This window comes from Armatimonadota bacterium, assembly GCA_036504095.1.
Classification (GTDB): domain Bacteria; phylum Armatimonadota; class DTGP01; order JAKQQT01; family JAKQQT01; genus DASXUL01.
Window position 1 is genome coordinate 41,640 of sequence record DASXVS010000046.1, and the last position, 17,157, is coordinate 58,796.

The 17,157-nt window shown below is 63.9% G+C and carries 15 protein-coding genes and 2 pseudogenes; 14 read left to right on the top strand and 3 right to left on the bottom strand.

Annotated features, from left to right (window positions below):
- Positions 1-90: 90 nt before the first annotated feature.
- Both tilS and VGM51_10990 read right to left on the bottom strand, forming a co-directional pair.
- Positions 91-1,167, bottom strand: coding sequence for a tRNA lysidine(34) synthetase TilS (gene tilS / locus VGM51_10985; GenBank protein ID HEY3413562.1), 1,077 nt, complete (start codon positions 1,165-1,167; stop codon positions 91-93).
- 4 nt (positions 1,168-1,171) lie between these two features.
- Positions 1,172-2,077, bottom strand: a complete 906-nt coding sequence (locus VGM51_10990) for a L,D-transpeptidase (protein HEY3413563.1) — start codon at positions 2,075-2,077, stop codon at positions 1,172-1,174.
- A 155-nt stretch (positions 2,078-2,232) separates the two neighbouring features.
- On the opposite strand from VGM51_10990, the gene VGM51_10995 reads away from it, so the two are divergent.
- The 14 genes and pseudogenes from VGM51_10995 (at position 2,233) to VGM51_11060 (ending at position 16,362) form a co-directional block, all read left to right on the top strand.
- Positions 2,233-2,541, top strand: coding sequence for a 4a-hydroxytetrahydrobiopterin dehydratase (locus VGM51_10995; GenBank protein ID HEY3413564.1), 309 nt, complete (start codon positions 2,233-2,235; stop codon positions 2,539-2,541).
- Between the two features lie 575 nt (positions 2,542-3,116).
- Entirely contained in the window at positions 3,117-3,674 is a 558-nt protein-coding gene (pyrR, locus tag VGM51_11000) for a bifunctional pyr operon transcriptional regulator/uracil phosphoribosyltransferase PyrR (GenBank protein HEY3413565.1), read from the top strand.
- Positions 3,675-3,691: 17 nt separating this feature from the next.
- Positions 3,692-4,081, top strand: a complete 390-nt coding sequence (locus VGM51_11005; GenBank protein HEY3413566.1) for a four helix bundle protein — start codon at positions 3,692-3,694, stop codon at positions 4,079-4,081.
- Positions 4,082-4,127: 46 nt separating this feature from the next.
- Positions 4,128-5,060, top strand: a complete 933-nt coding sequence (locus tag VGM51_11010; GenBank protein HEY3413567.1) for an aspartate carbamoyltransferase catalytic subunit — start codon at positions 4,128-4,130, stop codon at positions 5,058-5,060.
- Positions 5,057-6,256: an MFS transporter gene (locus VGM51_11015; protein HEY3413568.1), complete on the top strand. Its 1,200-nt coding sequence runs from the start codon at positions 5,057-5,059 to the stop codon at positions 6,254-6,256. The genes VGM51_11010 and VGM51_11015 overlap by 4 nt, the downstream gene beginning before the upstream one ends.
- Before the next feature lies 1 nt (position 6,257).
- Positions 6,258-7,574, top strand: coding sequence for a dihydroorotase (locus VGM51_11020; GenBank protein HEY3413569.1), 1,317 nt, complete (start codon positions 6,258-6,260; stop codon positions 7,572-7,574).
- A 297-nt stretch (positions 7,575-7,871) separates the two neighbouring features.
- Complete coding sequence (gene carA / locus VGM51_11025) at positions 7,872-9,038, top strand: glutamine-hydrolyzing carbamoyl-phosphate synthase small subunit (protein HEY3413570.1); 1,167 nt, start codon at positions 7,872-7,874, stop codon at positions 9,036-9,038.
- A complete protein-coding gene (locus tag VGM51_11030) occupies positions 9,035-9,427 on the top strand; it encodes a four helix bundle protein (GenBank protein ID HEY3413571.1) in 393 nt (130 codons plus the stop codon). Before carA ends, VGM51_11030 begins: the two co-directional genes overlap by 4 nt.
- Before the next feature lie 32 nt (positions 9,428-9,459).
- The gene (locus VGM51_11035) at positions 9,460-9,678 is read left to right on the top strand and encodes a hypothetical protein (GenBank protein ID HEY3413572.1); all 219 of its coding nucleotides are present in this window, start codon (positions 9,460-9,462) and stop codon (positions 9,676-9,678) included.
- Between the two features lie 40 nt (positions 9,679-9,718).
- Positions 9,719-11,371 (top strand): annotated as a pseudogene (gene carB / locus VGM51_11040) (carbamoyl-phosphate synthase large subunit).
- A 44-nt stretch (positions 11,372-11,415) separates the two neighbouring features.
- A complete protein-coding gene (locus VGM51_11045; GenBank protein ID HEY3413573.1) occupies positions 11,416-12,321 on the top strand; it encodes a site-specific DNA-methyltransferase in 906 nt (301 codons plus the stop codon).
- 9 nt (positions 12,322-12,330) lie between these two features.
- A pseudogene (carB, locus tag VGM51_11050) lies at positions 12,331-13,905 on the top strand (carbamoyl-phosphate synthase large subunit).
- A gap of 157 nt (positions 13,906-14,062) precedes the next feature.
- On the top strand, positions 14,063-14,908 hold the full coding sequence (locus VGM51_11055; protein HEY3413574.1) for a dihydroorotate dehydrogenase electron transfer subunit: 846 nt from the start codon (positions 14,063-14,065) through the stop codon (positions 14,906-14,908).
- 107 nt (positions 14,909-15,015) lie between these two features.
- On the top strand, positions 15,016-16,362 hold the full coding sequence (locus VGM51_11060; protein HEY3413575.1) for an alpha-galactosidase: 1,347 nt from the start codon (positions 15,016-15,018) through the stop codon (positions 16,360-16,362).
- Positions 16,363-16,427: 65 nt separating this feature from the next.
- Here the strand turns inward: VGM51_11060 and VGM51_11065 are convergent, their stop codons facing one another.
- Positions 16,428-17,141, bottom strand: coding sequence for a PEP-CTERM sorting domain-containing protein (locus VGM51_11065; protein HEY3413576.1), 714 nt, complete (start codon positions 17,139-17,141; stop codon positions 16,428-16,430).
- Between the last annotated feature and the right edge of the window lie 16 nt (positions 17,142-17,157).

A 17,157-nucleotide genomic window follows, 5' to 3' on the forward strand; every position in this document is an offset into this window, starting at 1 on the left:
CAGGGGGCAGCATCCAGCATCCAGCATCCAGCATTCAGGATTCTGGGTTCAGGGGGCAGGATTCTGGGTTCAGGGGGCAGGATTCAGGGTTCAGGATTCAGGATTTCGGGTCTGGGGTTCAGGATTCCGTCCGGTATCAGGGTTCTGCCTTCTGAATCCTGCCTCCTGAATTCTTTCCAGCGTTACCAAACCCCTTTTTACGCGTAACGCGAAGGCTCCGTGGAGGTGGCATTCGCGCTGGGCGGTGCGCACCGCCCATAGCAGGCGTTCTACGTTATCGAAAGCGAGGGCCTTCCCCGTTCCGCCAGCGGCGCGAAGGAGTTTTCGCGCGACCCTCCGCCGGAGCGCCAACGGGAGGGCCAGAAGCGCCTCGGCCTGCAGGCGAAAAGTCCCGTCGGTTTCGTCGAACGGACACACCTTTTCGGCGGCCGCCTCCAGTACCGTTTCATCCTCCCGCGCGAGGTCGGCAAGGTTGGCCAGCGCGTCACGGATTGCGGGGTTGAACTCGCGTTCCAGAAGCGGCAGAAGCACGTGCCTCACGCGGTTTCGGGGGTAGCGCGGGTCGGCGTTGGCCGGGTCATCGAGGGTCACCAGGCCGCGCTCCTCACAGAATGCCGCGGTCTGGGCGCGCCTGACTTCCAGCAGGGGCCGCCACAGCCACACCGGCGCACGGCTCTCCGGCGGGACGGCCAGGCGCGCGGGGAAGATACCGCCCAACCCCTCGATGCCGGTGCCCGCAACGATCCGCAGGAGAAGGGTCTCGGCCTGATCGTCCAGCGTGTGGCCGGTGCAGATCGCGTGGGCGCCGTGCTCCGCGGCGACGTCGTACAGGCAGCCATAACGGGCCAGGCGGCCGGCGACCTCCAGCGAGACCTTTTGCGCGCCGGCGATGCCCGGCACGTCCATATAGCCAACGCTGAGCGGGACGCCCAAATCGTCACAGGCTGCCTGCAGACGGGTGACATCATCGTCCGCTTCCGCGCGCATCCCGTGGTGGACGTGCGCGACCCGCAACGCATATCCCAGTTCGTGACGCAGCGATGCCATGGAGTGCAGCAACGCGAGCGAGTCGGCCCCGCCGGATACCGCTGCTATGAGGGTCGCGTCCGCCGGGACGGCGTGGGATTCCATGAATCGGCGGACGGCGGTGTAGACAGGGCAGATCATGGGATTATCGCCCGGCCACCGAAGCTCTGGAAACCGGGCCGGAGACGGGCTTTCCGCCGCCTGCTGCGCGAGCGGTTGCCGCGCGAGGCACGGCATCCAGCCAAGACATATCCTGGCGCCAGTCCGTGATGATAACCGGCCGCCCTACAGTGCTGTCCTGAAACAGGGTCTGCGCGTGGCGTCTGGGCAGGCGGACGCACCCGTGAGAGGCGGGCCTTCCCAACTGGCGCAGAGCGGTGCTTGCGTGGATCGCCTGTCCGCCGCTGAAGAACAGGGCGAAGGGCATATCCACGTCATAGAGCAGGGAATGGTGTTCTTTCTGGCGGCTATAGACGTTGAACCACCCCGCACGGGTGTCGTAGTCGATCTGGCCGGTAGACACGAGGTAACGCTGCCGCAGCCGCCCGTCCCGGAACGCCCACAGCCGCTGATTCTTCTTGCTGACGACGATGGCGTCTCCGGGAACGACGTGGATCGGGAGCACTTTGCTCACCAATTGCCCGCTCTCTACCGCGGAGGCCCTCACCCGGAGGTAAAGGGTCGTACGCGGCACGTCCGGGAGCGCCCACGAGAAATGGGAGTCGGTGATATTGTCCGCCAGCAGCGTGTTGAACGATTTGCCGTCCTCCGAGAGCGCGACGCTGTAGGTGACGCCCAGCGGTACGGCGCCGGTCCAGTCCAGTGTGATGGTCGCCGGACGGAAGAACAGGGTGTTGGGCGCCGGCGAGGCCCACGCCAGGCCGGTCTTCGGTTTGGGCTTGACGCCCGGCTTGATCGCCGGAGGCGCCGGGAGCAGACGGATGGCGGCGCTGGGGCCAGGGCCAGGGGACGCATCGCTTTCGTCCGCAATCGCCGTCCCGCTCCCCAGCCCCATAAGCAGGGCTAATATCAGTCCAATCGGTTGTCGCATGGTATGTATGGGATCACCTGGTGTATCATTGCGACGAGTCCCTCCGGTGTCAATGCGGAGGACGCAGAGTGGCAGGGGATTCCGGAGCCTGGTCTCCGCCCTGACTAGTGACTACTTTCTACTTCCATGATACACAACGTACGGAGGGCAGGGATATGGCGGGCATCCTGACGGAAGGGCTGGTGCGGTCAGAACTGGCGGAGCTGCCGGGCTGGACGTATGAGCATGGCGAGATCGTGAAGGAGTTCACGTTCGATGGATTCGCCGAAGCGCTGGAATTCGTGAACGCGGTTGGCGACGAGGCCGAGGCAGCCGACCATCATCCGGACATCGATATCCGGTGGAACAAGGTCACGCTGCGGTTGTCCACCCATAGCGAGGGAGGAGTGACCGAAAAAGACACCGCGCTGGCGCGGAAGATCGAAGGGGTGCTTGAGGCTCCCGCCGAAAGCCCCGGGGCATGAATGCCCCGGCAAAGGCGTTCGGCGGCTCCGGGGCATGAATGCCCCGGCAAAGGGCCTTCGGCCACAATGCCCTTGAAAGGGCTGGAGGAGCGGCGGCGGCTCCGGGGCATGAATGCCCCGGCAAGAGGCCTTCGGCCACAATGCCCTTGAAAGGGCTGGAGGAGCGGCGCGGCTCCGGGGCATGAATGCCCCGGCAAGAGGCCTTCGGCTCCGAGGCATGAATGCCCCGGCAAAGGGCCTTCGGCCACAATGCCCTTGAAAGGGCTGGAGGAGCGGCGGAGTCGGATTGCCGGATTGAGAGTTCTGTGAGCATCCGACGATGCCCCACTCCTCCATTTCCCCATCACTCCGTTTCCCAATTTCCCCATTTCCCCATCGCCCCGTTTCCCCATTTCCTCACCTCGCCATTTCCTCATCGCCCCAGTCGGGTGCTACCATACGACAAGAGTTACGGTTTGCTTTTAAGCCCGTCCCGTGAGGCAGGCAAGGCGGCCACGCAAGGTCCGTACGGACGCTTGCCTGACCTTCTCGCCTTACGGTGGGAAGGTTTTTCGTTTTTCAGGGGGTATGCAGCCATGGATGAAACCCAGGGTCGCCGCGTAATGGACGCGGATGAGATGCGCCGTTCACTGGTGCGCATCGCTCACGAAATCATCGAGAAGAACAAAGGCGCCGAGAACGTTGCGCTCGTGGGCATCCGACGCCGCGGCGTGCCCCTGGCGGACCGTCTGGCCGCCGCCATCAAGCAGATCGAGGGGATCGATGTGGCGACAGGCACGCTGGATATCGCGCTCTACCGCGACGATATCAAGCTGCGCCAGCCGGTGGTCGGGCCTACGGCGATCACATTCCCGCTGGAGGACAAGGCGATCGTCCTGGTGGACGACGTGTTCTACACGGGCCGCACCGCGCGCAGCGCGCTGAACGCCCTGATGGACCTGGGCCGCCCGCTGGCCATCCAGTTGGCCGTGCTGATCGACCGCGGGCATCGCGAACTGCCGATCCGCCCGGATTTCGTCGGCAAGAACATACCGACCGCCCGCTCCGAGTCCATCGAGGTGAAGGTCGAGGGCATCGACCAGGAGAACTCGGTGTACCTGATGAAGATCAGTGTAGAGGAGAGCCACGTCTGAACGATGAAGGCGGAACGATGAACGATGAACGGCCGGAGGGTCGGTTGGACAAGACGAGCGACCTTCCTCAAAGAACCAAGAGATTTGCGCTTTCCGTGATCAGGCTCTTTGCCGAGGTGCCGAAACGCGCAGATGCACAAGTGATCGCCCGGCAGATGGTTCGCAGCGGGACATCTGTAGGAGCCAATTACCGTGAGGCGCACCGAGCACGCACAACGGCCGAGTTCATCAGCAAGTTGGAGGTCGTACTGCAGGAACTGGACGAAACGGCCTTCTGGTTCGAGTTGCTGATCGAGGGTTGCGGAATGCCGACCGACTTGGTTGGCCCACTTCAGTGTGAAGCTGAGGAGTTGATATGCATTACGGTAGCTTCCGTCAAGACTGCCAAGACCCGGTTAGCGCGTTGAGCGTTCATCGTTCATCGTTCCGACTTCATCATTCGGTGCCACTGCCATGAATCTTGCTAAACAAAGCGTATTGGAGCTTCAGCCGATGCCGGCTGACCAGATCGGCCTGATTCTGGATACCGCGGAGTATTTCCGGGGCATCCTGGAGCGGCCGATTAAGAAGGTCCCCGTGCTGCGCGGCAAATCGGTATGCACGCTTTTCTATGAGGCGTCCACGCGGACGCGGACATCCTTTGAGATCGCCGCGAAGACGTTGAGCGCGGATACAAGCAGCGTCGCGGTTGCGGCGTCATCGGTCACGAAGGGCGAATCGCTGAAGGACACGTCGCTGACGCTGGCCGCGATGGGCATCGACGCGTTCGTGATCCGCCATCAGGCGAGCGGCGCCCCGCACAACGTGGCCAAATGGACGGGGCTGCCCGTCATTAACGCCGGCGACGGCCAGCACGAGCACCCATCCCAGGGACTGCTGGACATGCTGACGATCCGGCGCCACAAGGGCGACTGGAAGGGCCTGAAGGTGGCGATCGTCGGGGACATCCGGCACTCTCGCGTCGCGCGCAGCGATATGTGGGGGCTCACGCGGATGGGCGCGGAGGTGTGGCTGTGCGGCCCGAAACCGCTGCTGCCACCGGTGACCGACCACTGGCCCGCGCGGGTGACGACCAATATCGACGAAGCCCTTGACGGCGCGGACGTGGTGAACGTGCTTCGCATCCAGATGGAGCGGCAGGACCAGGGGCTTTTCCCCACGACGCGCGAATACCATCAGCGCTACGGCATCACAGCGGACCGCCTGAAGCGGTGCCAGGACGATGTGATGGTGATGCACCCCGGCCCCATGAACCGCGGGATCGAGATCAGCTCCGACGTTGCGGACGCGGACTATGCGGTCATAGATGAACAGGTGACAAACGGCGTTGCGGTGCGGATGGCGCTCCTTTACCTCGTTCTTGGTGGAGAGTTGACAAAGCTATGACGACCGGCGCAACGCCAGCGAAGCGCGGGACGGAGGGGCTCCCGGCAACCGTTCTGATCCTCGGCCTCGTGTCGCTGCTCATCGACATCGCGTCGGAGATGGTGTACCCTATTCTCCCCGTCTTCCTTACGGTTGCTCTCGGCGCGTCGCCGATGGCGATGGGGTCGATCGAGGCGGGCGCGGAGGCCATCCCGAGCCTTCTCAAGGGCATGTTCGGCAGGCTGGCAGACAAGCCGCGGCGGCGGAAGCCCCTGGCCGTGGCGGGATACGGGCTGTCCGCCCTGGGCAAAGGCGTGCTGGTGGCGGCAACAGGCCCGATGGGCGTGCTGGCGTCGCGATGGATGGACCGTGTTGGCAAAGGTGTCCGGACCGCACCGCGGGACGCCATCATCGCGGCCGTGGCCCCGAAGGGCAAGGCGGGCAAGGCGTTCGGAGTGCATCGAGCCATGGATTCGGCGGGCGCCGCCATCGGCCCGCTCCTGGCGTTTTTGTTCTTGAGGTCGCACGCCGCGACCAGGACGGCGGATTTCCGCCTGCCATTCATGGCGGCAACGGTTTTCGCGGTGGCCGGCACGCTGGTCCTGGCGTTCTTCGTAAAGGACGTGGCGGCCCAGGCGCCTAAGAAGGAGGCCGCACCGAAGGTTGCGCTGCCCTCTACGTTCTGGGTGGTGCTCATCGCGGGAACGGTGTTCTCACTGGGCAATTCATCAGACACGTTCCTGCTGCTGCGCACAAGCCAACTGGGCGTAAGCGCAGCGACGGTCGCGCTGATCTGGGCGTTGTACAGCGCCGTGTACTCGGTGGCCTCGATTCCGCTGGGCGCTCTGTCCGACCGGATTGGCGCCAAACGCGTGCTGGCGGCGGGCTATGTGATTTTCGCGGGCGTTTACCTGAGTTTCGCGTTCGTCCACGACGTCAGGGCGATCTGGGGCCTCTGGGCGGTGTACGGACTGTACATCGCAGCAACGGACGGAGTGCAGAAGGCCCTGGTGGCACGGGTTGTGGGCCCGGAGCGCCGCGCATCGGCGTACGGGGTTCTGGGAATGTTCACCGGCGTCGCGGTGCTCCCCGCGAGCCTGATGACCGGTTGGCTGTATACGCGCCAAGGACCGGCGGTGGCCTTCGGCCTGAGCTCCGCTCTTGCCGTCCTGGCCGCGGTAGTCCTGGCGACGGTGCGCCTGAAGGAGGCTGTCTGACGTGAGTTCATTGCTGCTGAAGAACGGTCGCATCATCGACCCGGCTCAGGGTCTTGACGTGGTAGGCGACGTGCTGGTCACCGACGGGCGGATCGCGGCGGTCGGCGCGGTTGCGGCGCCGAGGGGCGTTGAGACCATCCAGTGCGACGGGTGGATCATCTGCCCCGGCTTCGTGGACCTGCATACACACCTTCGCGAGCCGGGCCAGGAGCACAAAGAGACCATCGCTACCGGCACGCGCGCCGCGGCGGCGGGAGGTTTCACCACGGTCTGCTGCATGCCCAACACGACCCCGATGATCGATAACGCCTCGGTTGTCCGGGATATACGCGACAAGGCAGCGCGCGAGGGCGTTGTGAAGGTTGGCGTGAACGCCAGCATCGTCCGCGACTACGACGAGACGAAAATGGCCGAGATGGCGGACATGATCGAGGCCGGCGCGGTGGCCGTCACGGACGACGCCTTCCCCGTGCAGAATTCCGAGCGGATGCGCCGCATCATCGAGTACCTGGCGCCGCTGGACCGGGTGCTGATGGTGCATTGCGAGGACAAGCCGCTGACGAAGGGCGCCAGCATGCACGAGGGCGCGGTGAGCAGCACCCTGGGGCTTACCGGCATGCCGTCGCTGGCGGAAGAGACGATGGTCGCCCGCAACATCGCGCTGGCCGAGGCGGCGGGCGCGAGACTCCATATTTGCCACATCAGCACGGCGGGGGCGGTGGAAATGGTTCGCCGGGCCAAGGCGCGCGGCGCGAAAGTGACCGCCGAAGCCTGCCCGCATCACTTCGCGCTCACCGATGAGGCCGTTACCGGTTACGACACCAACACGAAGATGAACCCGCCGCTCCGCACCGCCACGGACGCGGATGCGGTCAAAGCCGGCCTCGCCGACGGGACGATCGACTGCATCGCTACCGATCACGCGCCACACGCGCGTGAGGAGAAGGAAACGCCATTCGCGGATGCGGCCTTCGGTATCGTGGGGCTGGAAACGGCTCTCGGTCTCACGCTCAAGGTTCTGGTTCAGCCGGGCCTGCTGACAATCAACGAAGCGATCGCGAAACTGACCATTGAGCCGGTGGGCGTGCTGACCGGCGATCACGTGACCCTGGAGGAACTGGGCGTATCGTGGGGAACCCTGACGGAGGAAGCGCCTGCCGATGTCACCGTCTTCGACGCGGACGAGGAGTGGACCGTGGATCCCACGGCGCTGAACAGCAAGAGCAAGAACACGCCGTTCGGAGGCTGGGCGCTACCGGGCAAGATCATGTTGACCGTAGTGAACGGCACCGTCGTGCACGACGGGCGGGAAGGCTGAAGGGCCTGGCCGGAAACGATGAATGCGGAACGATGAACGATGAATGACCGGGTCGGAAACGATGAATGCCCCAGGCCGAAAACGATGAATGCGGAACGATGAACGATGAATGACCGGGTCGGAAACGATGAATGCGGAACGATGAACGATGAATGCCCGGGCAGGAAACGATGAATGCGGAACGATGAACGATGAATGACCGATTGTCGGCGAGGACGAGGTCAGATGAATGCCCGAATGTCGGCGAGGACGCCGACACTACTCCATCGTTTCGGGTTTGTGTGGTGAAATGAACATATGAAGGCGTTACTTGTACTAGAGGACGGGATGGTTTGGGAAGGGACCGGCATCGGTATGCCGGGCACTTCGCTGGGCGAGGTTGTGTTCAACACGAGCATGACCGGCTATCAGGAGATGCTGACCGATCCCTCGTATGCCGGGCAGATTCTGACGTTGACGTATCCCCTGATCGGGAACTACGGCGTAACGGACCTGGACGACGAATCGCTGGCGGTGCAGGTGTCCGGGTTGATCGTCCGCGAACTGGCGGAAGTGCCGAGCAACTGGCGGAGCGCGGGCACGCTGCAGGATTATCTCACCAGGACCGGGGTCGTGGGCCTGCAGGGCGTGGACACGCGGGCGCTGGCCCGGCACCTGCGGACCGCCGGCGTGATGATGGGAGCCGTTTCCACGGAGTATTCGGCGGAGGAGTTGGTGGCGCAGATCAAAGTCGCGCCCAATTACGGCACGTTCGATTTCGTGAAGGACCGCAGCGTGAAGGTCGCGACGCCGTGGACCGGCGGCATCGGCGACGATCCGGTGCGCGCCAAGTGGCTTAAGCGCGAAGGACGAGCACCGCACAAAGTCGCGCTCCTGGACCTGGGCGTGAAGCACAACATCATGCGGACCCTGGCCGATCTGGGGTGCGAGGTGACCGCCTGGCCGTGCGACAGCGCCGCCGAGGCGGTGCTCGAGACCATACCGGATGGCATCGTGGTTTCACCCGGCCCCGGCGATCCGGCGCAGCTCGGGTACCTGGTCAAGACCGTGAAAGCCTTCGCGGAGAGCGGCAAGCCGGTTCTGGGAATCTGCCTGGGACACCAACTGCTGGGCTATGCGTTCGGCGGTCGCACGTTCAAACTCCCGTTCGGCCACCGCGGGGCGAACCACCCGGTGAAAGACCTGGCGACGGGGCGCGTGAGCATCACGAGCCAGAACCACGGTTATGCGGTGGACGCTGCCGGGCTGGAGGGAAGCGGACTGGAGGTGAGCCGGCTGAACCTGAACGACAACACGGTCGAGGGGCTGAGGCACCGGGAGCTTCCCGTTTTCAGCATCCAGTACCACCCCGAAGCCAGCCCGGGGCCGCGCGACAGCATGGGGCTTTTTGAGGAATTCGTTTCAATGCTGGAAGAGCATCCAGCATCCAGCATCCAGCATTCAGGCCCGGAGGCCAAGCCATGAGCCTGACCGGCTACCAGGACCTTGTGGCCTGGCAGAAGGCAATGGATATGGTCGTTGCCGCCTACGCGTTGGCACAACGATTTCCGAAGACCGAGGTCTATGGTCTCGTAAGCCAACTGCAGCGATCCTCCGTTTCGGTGCCCGCCAATATCGCCGAAGGGCGCTCGCGCCGGAGAACCAAGGAGTTCCTTCACCACCTGGACATTGCCTATGGCTCCCTGGGCGAAACTGAGACGCATATCCATCTGGCGCTTCGGCTCGGCTTCGTTTCGGTGGAAGAGACAACCGCTTTCTTTGCGCTGTCCTCGGAGGTTGGCCGCCTTCTTAATGGACTGCTCAACTCCCTGACCGCGAAAGCCGATGACGCCCCTTCTGAAATCGGGGCCTGAATGCCGGATGCAGAATGCTGAATGCTGACGTGATGACTGATACCAAACGATATGTGCTGTTGTGGCTTGGCTCCGCGTTCATTGGTGTGAACGGGGGGTTTGCTGCGTATGTGGTGGCGGATGCCTTCGTGACGCTTCACGGGGTGTCACGCACGATCACGCTGTGGGCGGCATTCGTGCTGGCGTCACTTGTTGTGACAATCGCGGTCGGAAGAGCCCTCGTCCGTCTCGTCGCCAAACAACTGAACTGAATATCCCGAATCCTGAATCCTGAACCCTGAACCCTGAAATATGCCTAAAGACCCAACTATAAAGCGCGTGATGGTCATCGGCTCCGGGCCGATCATCATCGGCCAGGCCGCCGAATTTGACTATGCCGGCACGCAGGCCTGCACATCCCTTCGCGAGGAAGGCTGCGAGGTCATCCTCCTGAACTCAAACCCGGCGACCATCATGACCGACTTGGAGATGGCCGACCGCGTGTACGTGGAACCGCTGACGGTCGAGTTTGCCGAACTGGTGATCGCCAAAGAGCGGCCGGACGGCCTCGTCCCCACCCTGGGCGGCCAGACCGGGCTGAATCTGGCGACGGAACTCGCCGAGAAGGGCATCCTCGCCAAGTACGGGGTCAAACTGCTCGGGACGCAACTGGACGCGATCCAGAAAGCCGAGGACCGGGAGCTTTTCCGCACGCTGATGCGCGAGATCGGCGAACCAGTGCCGGAGTCGTGGATCGTGGAAACCGAGGAGGAACTGGCGGCGTGCGCGGACCACGGGGTTTGGCCCCTCATCGTGCGCCCCGCTTTTACGCTTGGCGGGACCGGCGGCGGCTTCGCGTATGACATCGAGCAATTGATGGATATCGGCCGCAAGGGCCTCACGCTCTCACCGCGCCACCAGGTGATGGTCGAGCGCTCGCTGCTGGGCTGGAAGGAAGTCGAGTACGAAGTGATGCGGGACGGCGCGGACACGTGCATCACGGTTTGCAACATGGAGAACTTCGACCCGATGGGCGTGCATACTGGTGACAGCATCGTCATCGCGCCCAGCCAGACTCTCAGCGACAAGGAATACCAGTTGCTGCGAACGGCGAGCATCAAGATCATCCGCGCGCTGGGCATCGAGGGCGGCTGCAACGTCCAGCTGGCGCTGGACCCTAATTCATACGACTACTTCGTGATCGAAGTGAATCCGCGCGTGTCACGCTCCTCGGCCCTGGCCAGCAAGGCGACCGGATACCCCATCGCCCGCGTTGCGGCGAAGATAGCGGTGGGGTTGAGGCTGGACGAGATCACCAACGCGGTCACGAAGAAGACGCTCGCCTGTTTTGAGCCAGCGTTGGACTACGTGGTGGTGAAGATACCCCGCTGGCCGTTCGACAAGTTCGTGCATGCGGACCGCGCGGTCACCACGCAGATGAAAGCCACCGGCGAGGTGATGGCCATCGCCCGCGTGTTCGAGAGCGCGCTGCTGAAAGCCATCCGCGGCCTCGAACAGGGCATCATAGGGCTCAGGCTGAAGGGCATCGGGCAGTGGTCGGAAATGCAACTGGAAGAATGCCTCAAGAACCCGACCGATGAGCGCCTGTTCGCCGTCATCGAGGCGCTGCGACGCGATTGGCTGGTCCAGGAGATCCAGGACCTCAGCGCAATCGATCCGTGGTTCCTCGTGAAGTTGAAGGGGCTTGTCGAGCTTGAGGCCCGCCTGCGGCGCGTCGGCGACGCGGCCCGGACGTCCGGATCGCCGGATATGCCGGACGATCTGCTTGGAGAGGCGAAACGGAAAGGCTTCCCGGACCGCGAGATCGCCTACCTGACGGGGATAAAGGAAGCGGATATCCGGGCGCGCCGCAAGGAGATCGGCCTCGTGCCGGCGTACAAGATGGTTGACACCTGCGCCGCGGAGTTCGAGGCGCTGACGCCGTATTTCTACAGCAGTTACGAGCCGGCAGGCAACGACGAGGCGAGCGGATTTGGGGAGGGGTAGGATTGGACTGCCCCGACCGCCTGCTGTTCGGCGACAACCTGGCGCTGATGCGGGAGATGGCGGCGGACGAGGGTGTTGCGGGACGGGTCAATCTGGTCTATATGGACCCGCCATTCAACACGGGCGGCACCTTCTATGTCGGCGGATCGAGCGGTGGGCGCGGGACAACGGAAACGGTGGCGTATCGCGACCGACGCGGCCTGAACGAGTACCTGGCATTCATGCGGGAGAGGATCGAGGCGCTGAAGCCGCTGCTGGCGCCGCGAGCGAGCGTGTTCCTGCACGCCGATGCGCGCGCGATCCACTACCTGAAGGTGCTGATGGATGAGGTGTTCGGATTGGACGCGTTCGTGAACGAGATCATCTGGCACTACCGGAGCGGCGGGACGGCGCGGAAGCGGTATTCGGCGAAGCACGACACGATCCTGTGGTACGCACCGTGCGGCGAGCCGGCCTTCAACCGAGAGGCCGTCTCGACGCTGGAACGCGGTGACCGGCGCAATCATATGAAGCGGACGGTGAACGCGGCAGGGGAAACCGTGCGGACGATCCGCTCGAACGGGAAGACGTATGAATACCCGGCCGAGGGCGGGGCGCCGCCGGACGACGTTTGGGACGACATCAGCCATCTGAACCAGCGCGACCCGGAGCGGACGGGATATGCGACGCAGAAGCCGCTGGCGCTGCTGGAGCGGATCATTGCCGGCAGCAGCAGCCCGGGCGACCTGGTGCTGGACCCGTTCTGCGGAAGCGGCACAACGCTGGTGGCAGCGCAGCGCCTTGGCAGACGGTGGATCGGGATAGACGCGAGCGAAGCGGCGATAGAAGTGTGTAAGCACCGAGTTTCGAGTTCCGGGACTCAAAACTCGGAACTCGGAACTCGGAACTCGGAACTCGAAACTGGATAGATAATGGCGAAGAAAAAGGCAATTGTACTGGGCTCCGGGCCCATCAGAATCGGACAGGGCATCGAGTTCGACTACTGCTCGGTCCATTCCGCGTGGGCGCTGCGGCAGGCGGGCTACGAATCCATCATCATCAATAACAATCCGGAAACCGTCTCCACGGATTTCGATACGTCCGACCGCCTCTATTTTGAACCTCTGACGTTCGAAGATGTGATGAACGTGGTCGATCTGGAGCAGCCGGAAGGCGTGGTGGTGCAGTTCGGCGGGCAGACGGCCATCAACCTCGCCGCGCCGCTTTCCGCAGCCGGCGTGAGGATACTGGGCACGTCGTCGGACTCCATCGCCATGGCCGAGGACCGCGACCTCTTCGAGAAACTGCTGACCGAACTGGGCATACCCAAACCGGCCGGCAAGGCGGTGACGAACGCCGATGATGCGGTGAGGGTCGCGGAGTCGATCGGCTACCCGTGCCTCGTACGCCCCTCGTACGTGCTGGGCGGGCGCGCGATGGAATTCGTGTACTCATCCTCGGAACTGCGCCGCTACATGACCTACGTGGTGGAGGTTTCGCCGGACGCGCCGATCCTCGTTGACAAGTACATCCTGGGCAAGGAAGTGGAGGTCGACGTCATCAGCGACGGCGAGGACTGCCTCGTGCCGGGAATTATGGAGCACATCGAGCGGGCGGGCGTGCACAGCGGCGACAGCATGGCGGTGTATCCGCCGCAGAGCCTGAGCGAGACCGTGATGGAGCAGGTCACGACACACGCGATCCGTCTCGCCCGCGCGCTGGACGTGCACGGCCTAATGAACATCCAGTACGTCGTGGAGAACGAAGTCGCCTACGTCATCGAGGTGAATCCTCGCGCGAGCCGCACGGTGCCGTATCTGAGCAAGATCACCGGCATCCCGATGGTCACGCTCGCCACGCGCATCATGCTGGGCGATACGCTCAAGAATCTGGGCTACAAATCGGGCCTGTATCCGCCGGGCAACAGCATCGCGGTGAAGGCGCCGGTTTTCAGTTTCCAGAAACTGCGCTCCGTGGACATCGGCCTGGGGCCGGAAATGAAATCGACCGGCGAAGTGATGGGACTGGACAACGACTACCCGCGCGCGCTTGCCAAGGCCATGGTCGCCAGCGGAATCGACCTTCCGCCGCTTGGCGGCAAAGTGATCTGTACCATCGCCGACCACGACAAGGAGGAGGCCCTGCCCCTTCTGCGACGCCTGTACGACATGGGATTCCAGCTCATCGCGACGGCGGGGACGGCAAAGTTCCTGGACGAGCACTGGGTACCATCGACGCCGGTCAAGAAGGTCCATGAAGGCAGCCCGAACACGGTGGACGTCATCCGCGAGGGCGAGGTGAAACTGCTCATCAATACGGTGAGCCGAGACCGCACGATCGAGCGCGAATCGAGCGTCATCCGCCGCGCGAGCGTGGAGATGGGAGTACCGTGCCTCACGTCGCTCGATACGGCCAATGCGCTCCTCACCGCGCTGGACGCCCGGCGGAGCGGCACTTTGCTGGACGTGGCGACGGTGGATGAGTACTTCCCGGTCCACAGGGGGGCTCTGTGAGAGCACGGATCGGGAACCGCATGCACCCGGGGCATGAATGCCCCGGCATCCTGGCCTTCGGCCGCAAAGGGCCTGAAGGCCCTGCCGCGCCAGCCCATACATGGGGTTCGCGGCCTAAGACACTTTGCCGGGCGATTCATCCCCCGGAGGTTTCCCGATGAGCCCCAACCGCTTCCAGGGCCGGTACGAGATCCTGCGTAACGAGGAGATTGCGCCGGAGCACTACGTCATGCGGGTTTCGGCGCCGGAGATCGCGGCGGCGGCCCGGCCCGGCCAGTTCCTCCATGTGCTGGTGGCGCCCGAACCCGCGCCGCTGCTGCGCCGGCCCATTTCCATCAGCCGTGTTGACTCTAGTGCCGGCTGGGTGGAGATGATCTACCGGGTGGTGGGTGAAGGGACAGGGATCCTGTCGCGCACCCGGCCCGGCGTGGCCCTTGACGTGATGGGGCCCCTGGGGTCGCCATTTCGGTTGGCAGGGACGGGCCGGCACATCCTCGTCGGCGGCGGGGTCGGCATTCCGCCGATGCTGTTCCTGGCGGAAAACCTCAAGCGTATTCGCGAAACGGACCGGGCTCTGAAGTACCCGTCTGGAGGGCCTTCTGACGACGGGATAGCCGTTCTCCTCGGGGGGCGCACGGCGGGCCACATCCTCTGCAACGACGACTTCGCGGCCATCGGCATCACGCCCCAGATCAGCACGGATGACGGTTCGGCAGGGCGGCATGGCCTGGTGACCGACATCCTGAGAGAAGCGCTTTCGGATGGCGCGCCGGCGACGTTCTACGCGTGCGGCCCGATCCCCATGCTCCGCGCCGTGGCCCACACGGCCCGTGAGTTCAACCGCCCGTGCCAGGTCTCATTTGAGGCGCGGATGGGGTGCGGCGTCGGCGCGTGCCTGAGCTGCGTCATCCCGACATCCGCGGGCTACCAGCGCGTCTGCACCGAAGGCCCCGCCTTCGACGCCGAAGCCGTGGACTGGAGCGGGGACCTGGACGTGATGTGACCTGACAGAGTGGAAATGAGGAAATGGGGAAATGAGGTGACGGGGAAATCCGGGAACTCCCGTTTCTCCATTTCCCGATTTCCTCCGCTTTGAGGGGAGGGTGAGGCATGCAGGCAGTGAAGATCGCCGTGATCGGTGCGGGGAGCCGGAGTTTCGCTCCGGGTATCGTCCGGGATATCGTGCTGAGCCAGCCTCTGGCGGAGCGGCAGGTTTCCATCGCCCTGATGGACACCGTGCCCGCACACCTCGTTGAGATCGAGGCATACGCGCGGCGGCTCAACGCCCAGCTGGGCCGCCGGATTTCGATCACCTCAACCACCGACCTCAACGCCGCCGTGGATGGGGCGGCATTCGTGATCGCCGCCATCGAGGTCGAGCGCTACAAATACTGGGCCCAGGATTTCCACGTGCCGCGCAAGTACGGCTTCCGCCAGGTCTACGGCGAGAACGGCGGTCCGGGCGGCTTGTTCCACGCGCTCAGGAACATAGGCCCGACCCTCGAAATAGCACGCGCGATGGAGCGTTTGTGCCCGGACGCGCCGCTGCTGAACTTCACGAATCCGGAGCACAAACTCTGCGAGGCAGTGTCGCGGCTCACCTCCATCAAGGCGATCGGCCTTTGCCACGGCGTGTTCATGGGCCTCCACCAGATGGCCGCCATCCTGGGCATTCCTGTAGAGGACGTCGAAGGGGACGCCTGCGGGATCAATCACTTCACCTGGTTCCAGTCCATCCGCGACAAACGGACCGGCGAAGACCTTTATCCCCGCCTGCGGGCGGCGGAACGCGAGGGCGACTGGCTGGCGGACTGGCACGAGATCGGCCTGGCAAGGATCCTGTTCCGGCGATACGGGCTCTGGCCGTCGCCGGCCGCCAACCATTGCGGCGAATACATCGGCTGGGCGGACGAGTTCGTGGCGTCCGAGCTTCAATTCTTCCACGATCCCGCGGACGGGAAGCCATGGGAGACGGGCTTCGAACCGGAATTCGTCTATTCTTTGAGCGGCGACAAGACGACGCGGCCCTGGCGGAAGCCGACGGCGAATGTGGAACGACTGGACGACGCGCCGCTGGAGCGATCCGGGGAACTGGCGATACCCATCATCGAGGCGTTGGCTTGCGGAATTGAGCGGCGCCTCGAGGCCGTAAATGTGCCGAACCACGGCGCGATCCCAAACCTGCCGCACGATATGGTTGTGGAGGCGCCGGCCGATGCCGACGCGTCGGGGCTGCGCCCGGTGAAGATGGCGCCTCTGCCCGAGGGCATCGCCGCCATGCTGCGCGTGCAGGGCAGCATCCACGAACTGTTGGTCAAAGCGTTTGCCGAACGGTCGAAGCAATACCTTCTCCAGGCTTTGCTGCTCGATCCGACCGTTCACTCCTACCGCGCCGCGGTGGAGTGCATGGAGGAGATGCTCGAATTGCAGCGCGAGTTGCTGCCTGAAATGCGCTAGACGGCGGAATGGGGCGCCGGCTGAATCGGCGCCCCATTCTATTGCCTCGATGTGTGGCTCGTACGTTACTTGCGGCGGCGGAACACGAGTCCCAGCGCCGGGATACCCCCAAGGAGGAGGCTCATTGTGCCGGGCTCCGGCACATTGTTTCCAAACGGGTCGCTAATGCCGGTGGTGCCGATCGGCCGGCAGCGCAGGTTCTCGTTGTAGGCCACGCCGGTCGCCGGATTGATGTAGGAAGCAAGGTCAAATCCGCCGGTGTTCAAAACCTGGGCGGAATCGACGTACGATGCCGTGGTGGCGCCGCCGTCGAAGGACGCGTGAATCACCGGGTGCGCGCTGTCAGGACTCGTCTGAGTCCCGTTCGTCTGGTCGCTGGTGTCGAAATCATACATCGACGTCTGCGCCAGAAGGGCCTGTTCGCCTGGAGCGATGGTCAGACCCGCGCCGATCATCCCATCCCACAACTGAAACGAGGCGCCGTTCTGGAAGCTGTCGACCTTAATGCCGGGGTCCAGAACCACGTTGGTTGTCCCCACGTTCTTGATGCAGACCACTCCGCAATCGAACGTGGCGGAGGCATCCGCCTGCCCTAGAAAATGAATGCCGGGATCGCCCCGCCAGGGTGACGGGAACGGCGAAGTGGGATCGGGGCGGATACCGTCCGCGTAGCCGACACCGACCTCCACCAGTCCCGCCGAAGCGGGGCGCGCAAGGAACCCGAACGCCATGATACCAAGCGCGAATGCGCACGCGGTTCCAGTCGTGACTCTATGCATTTCTATCGTCTCCTTT

What these genes read in the sequence shown, in the direction of transcription:
- VGM51_11005 (HEY3413566.1), top strand. Translation starts at nt 3,692, where the DNA reads ATGAACGATGAACGGCCGGAGGGTCGGTTGGACAAGACGAGCGACCTT.
- VGM51_11035 (HEY3413572.1), top strand. Translation starts at nt 9,460, where the DNA reads ATGACTGATACCAAACGATATGTGCTGTTGTGGCTTGGCTCCGCGTTC.
- carA (HEY3413570.1), top strand. Translation starts at nt 7,872, where the DNA reads ATGAAGGCGTTACTTGTACTAGAGGACGGGATGGTTTGGGAAGGGACC.
- VGM51_10990 (HEY3413563.1), bottom strand. Translation starts at nt 2,077, where the DNA reads ATGCGACAACCGATTGGACTGATATTAGCCCTGCTTATGGGGCTGGGG.
- VGM51_11010 (HEY3413567.1), top strand. Translation starts at nt 4,128, where the DNA reads ATGAATCTTGCTAAACAAAGCGTATTGGAGCTTCAGCCGATGCCGGCT.
- VGM51_11015 (HEY3413568.1), top strand. Translation starts at nt 5,057, where the DNA reads ATGACGACCGGCGCAACGCCAGCGAAGCGCGGGACGGAGGGGCTCCCG.
- tilS (HEY3413562.1), bottom strand. Translation starts at nt 1,167, where the DNA reads ATGATCTGCCCTGTCTACACCGCCGTCCGCCGATTCATGGAATCCCAC.
- VGM51_11060 (HEY3413575.1), top strand. Translation starts at nt 15,016, where the DNA reads ATGCAGGCAGTGAAGATCGCCGTGATCGGTGCGGGGAGCCGGAGTTTC.
- VGM51_11065 (HEY3413576.1), bottom strand. Translation starts at nt 17,141, where the DNA reads ATGCATAGAGTCACGACTGGAACCGCGTGCGCATTCGCGCTTGGTATC.
- VGM51_11055 (HEY3413574.1), top strand. Translation starts at nt 14,063, where the DNA reads ATGAGCCCCAACCGCTTCCAGGGCCGGTACGAGATCCTGCGTAACGAG.
- pyrR (HEY3413565.1), top strand. Translation starts at nt 3,117, where the DNA reads ATGGATGAAACCCAGGGTCGCCGCGTAATGGACGCGGATGAGATGCGC.
- VGM51_11030 (HEY3413571.1), top strand. Translation starts at nt 9,035, where the DNA reads ATGAGCCTGACCGGCTACCAGGACCTTGTGGCCTGGCAGAAGGCAATG.
- VGM51_10995 (HEY3413564.1), top strand. Translation starts at nt 2,233, where the DNA reads ATGGCGGGCATCCTGACGGAAGGGCTGGTGCGGTCAGAACTGGCGGAG.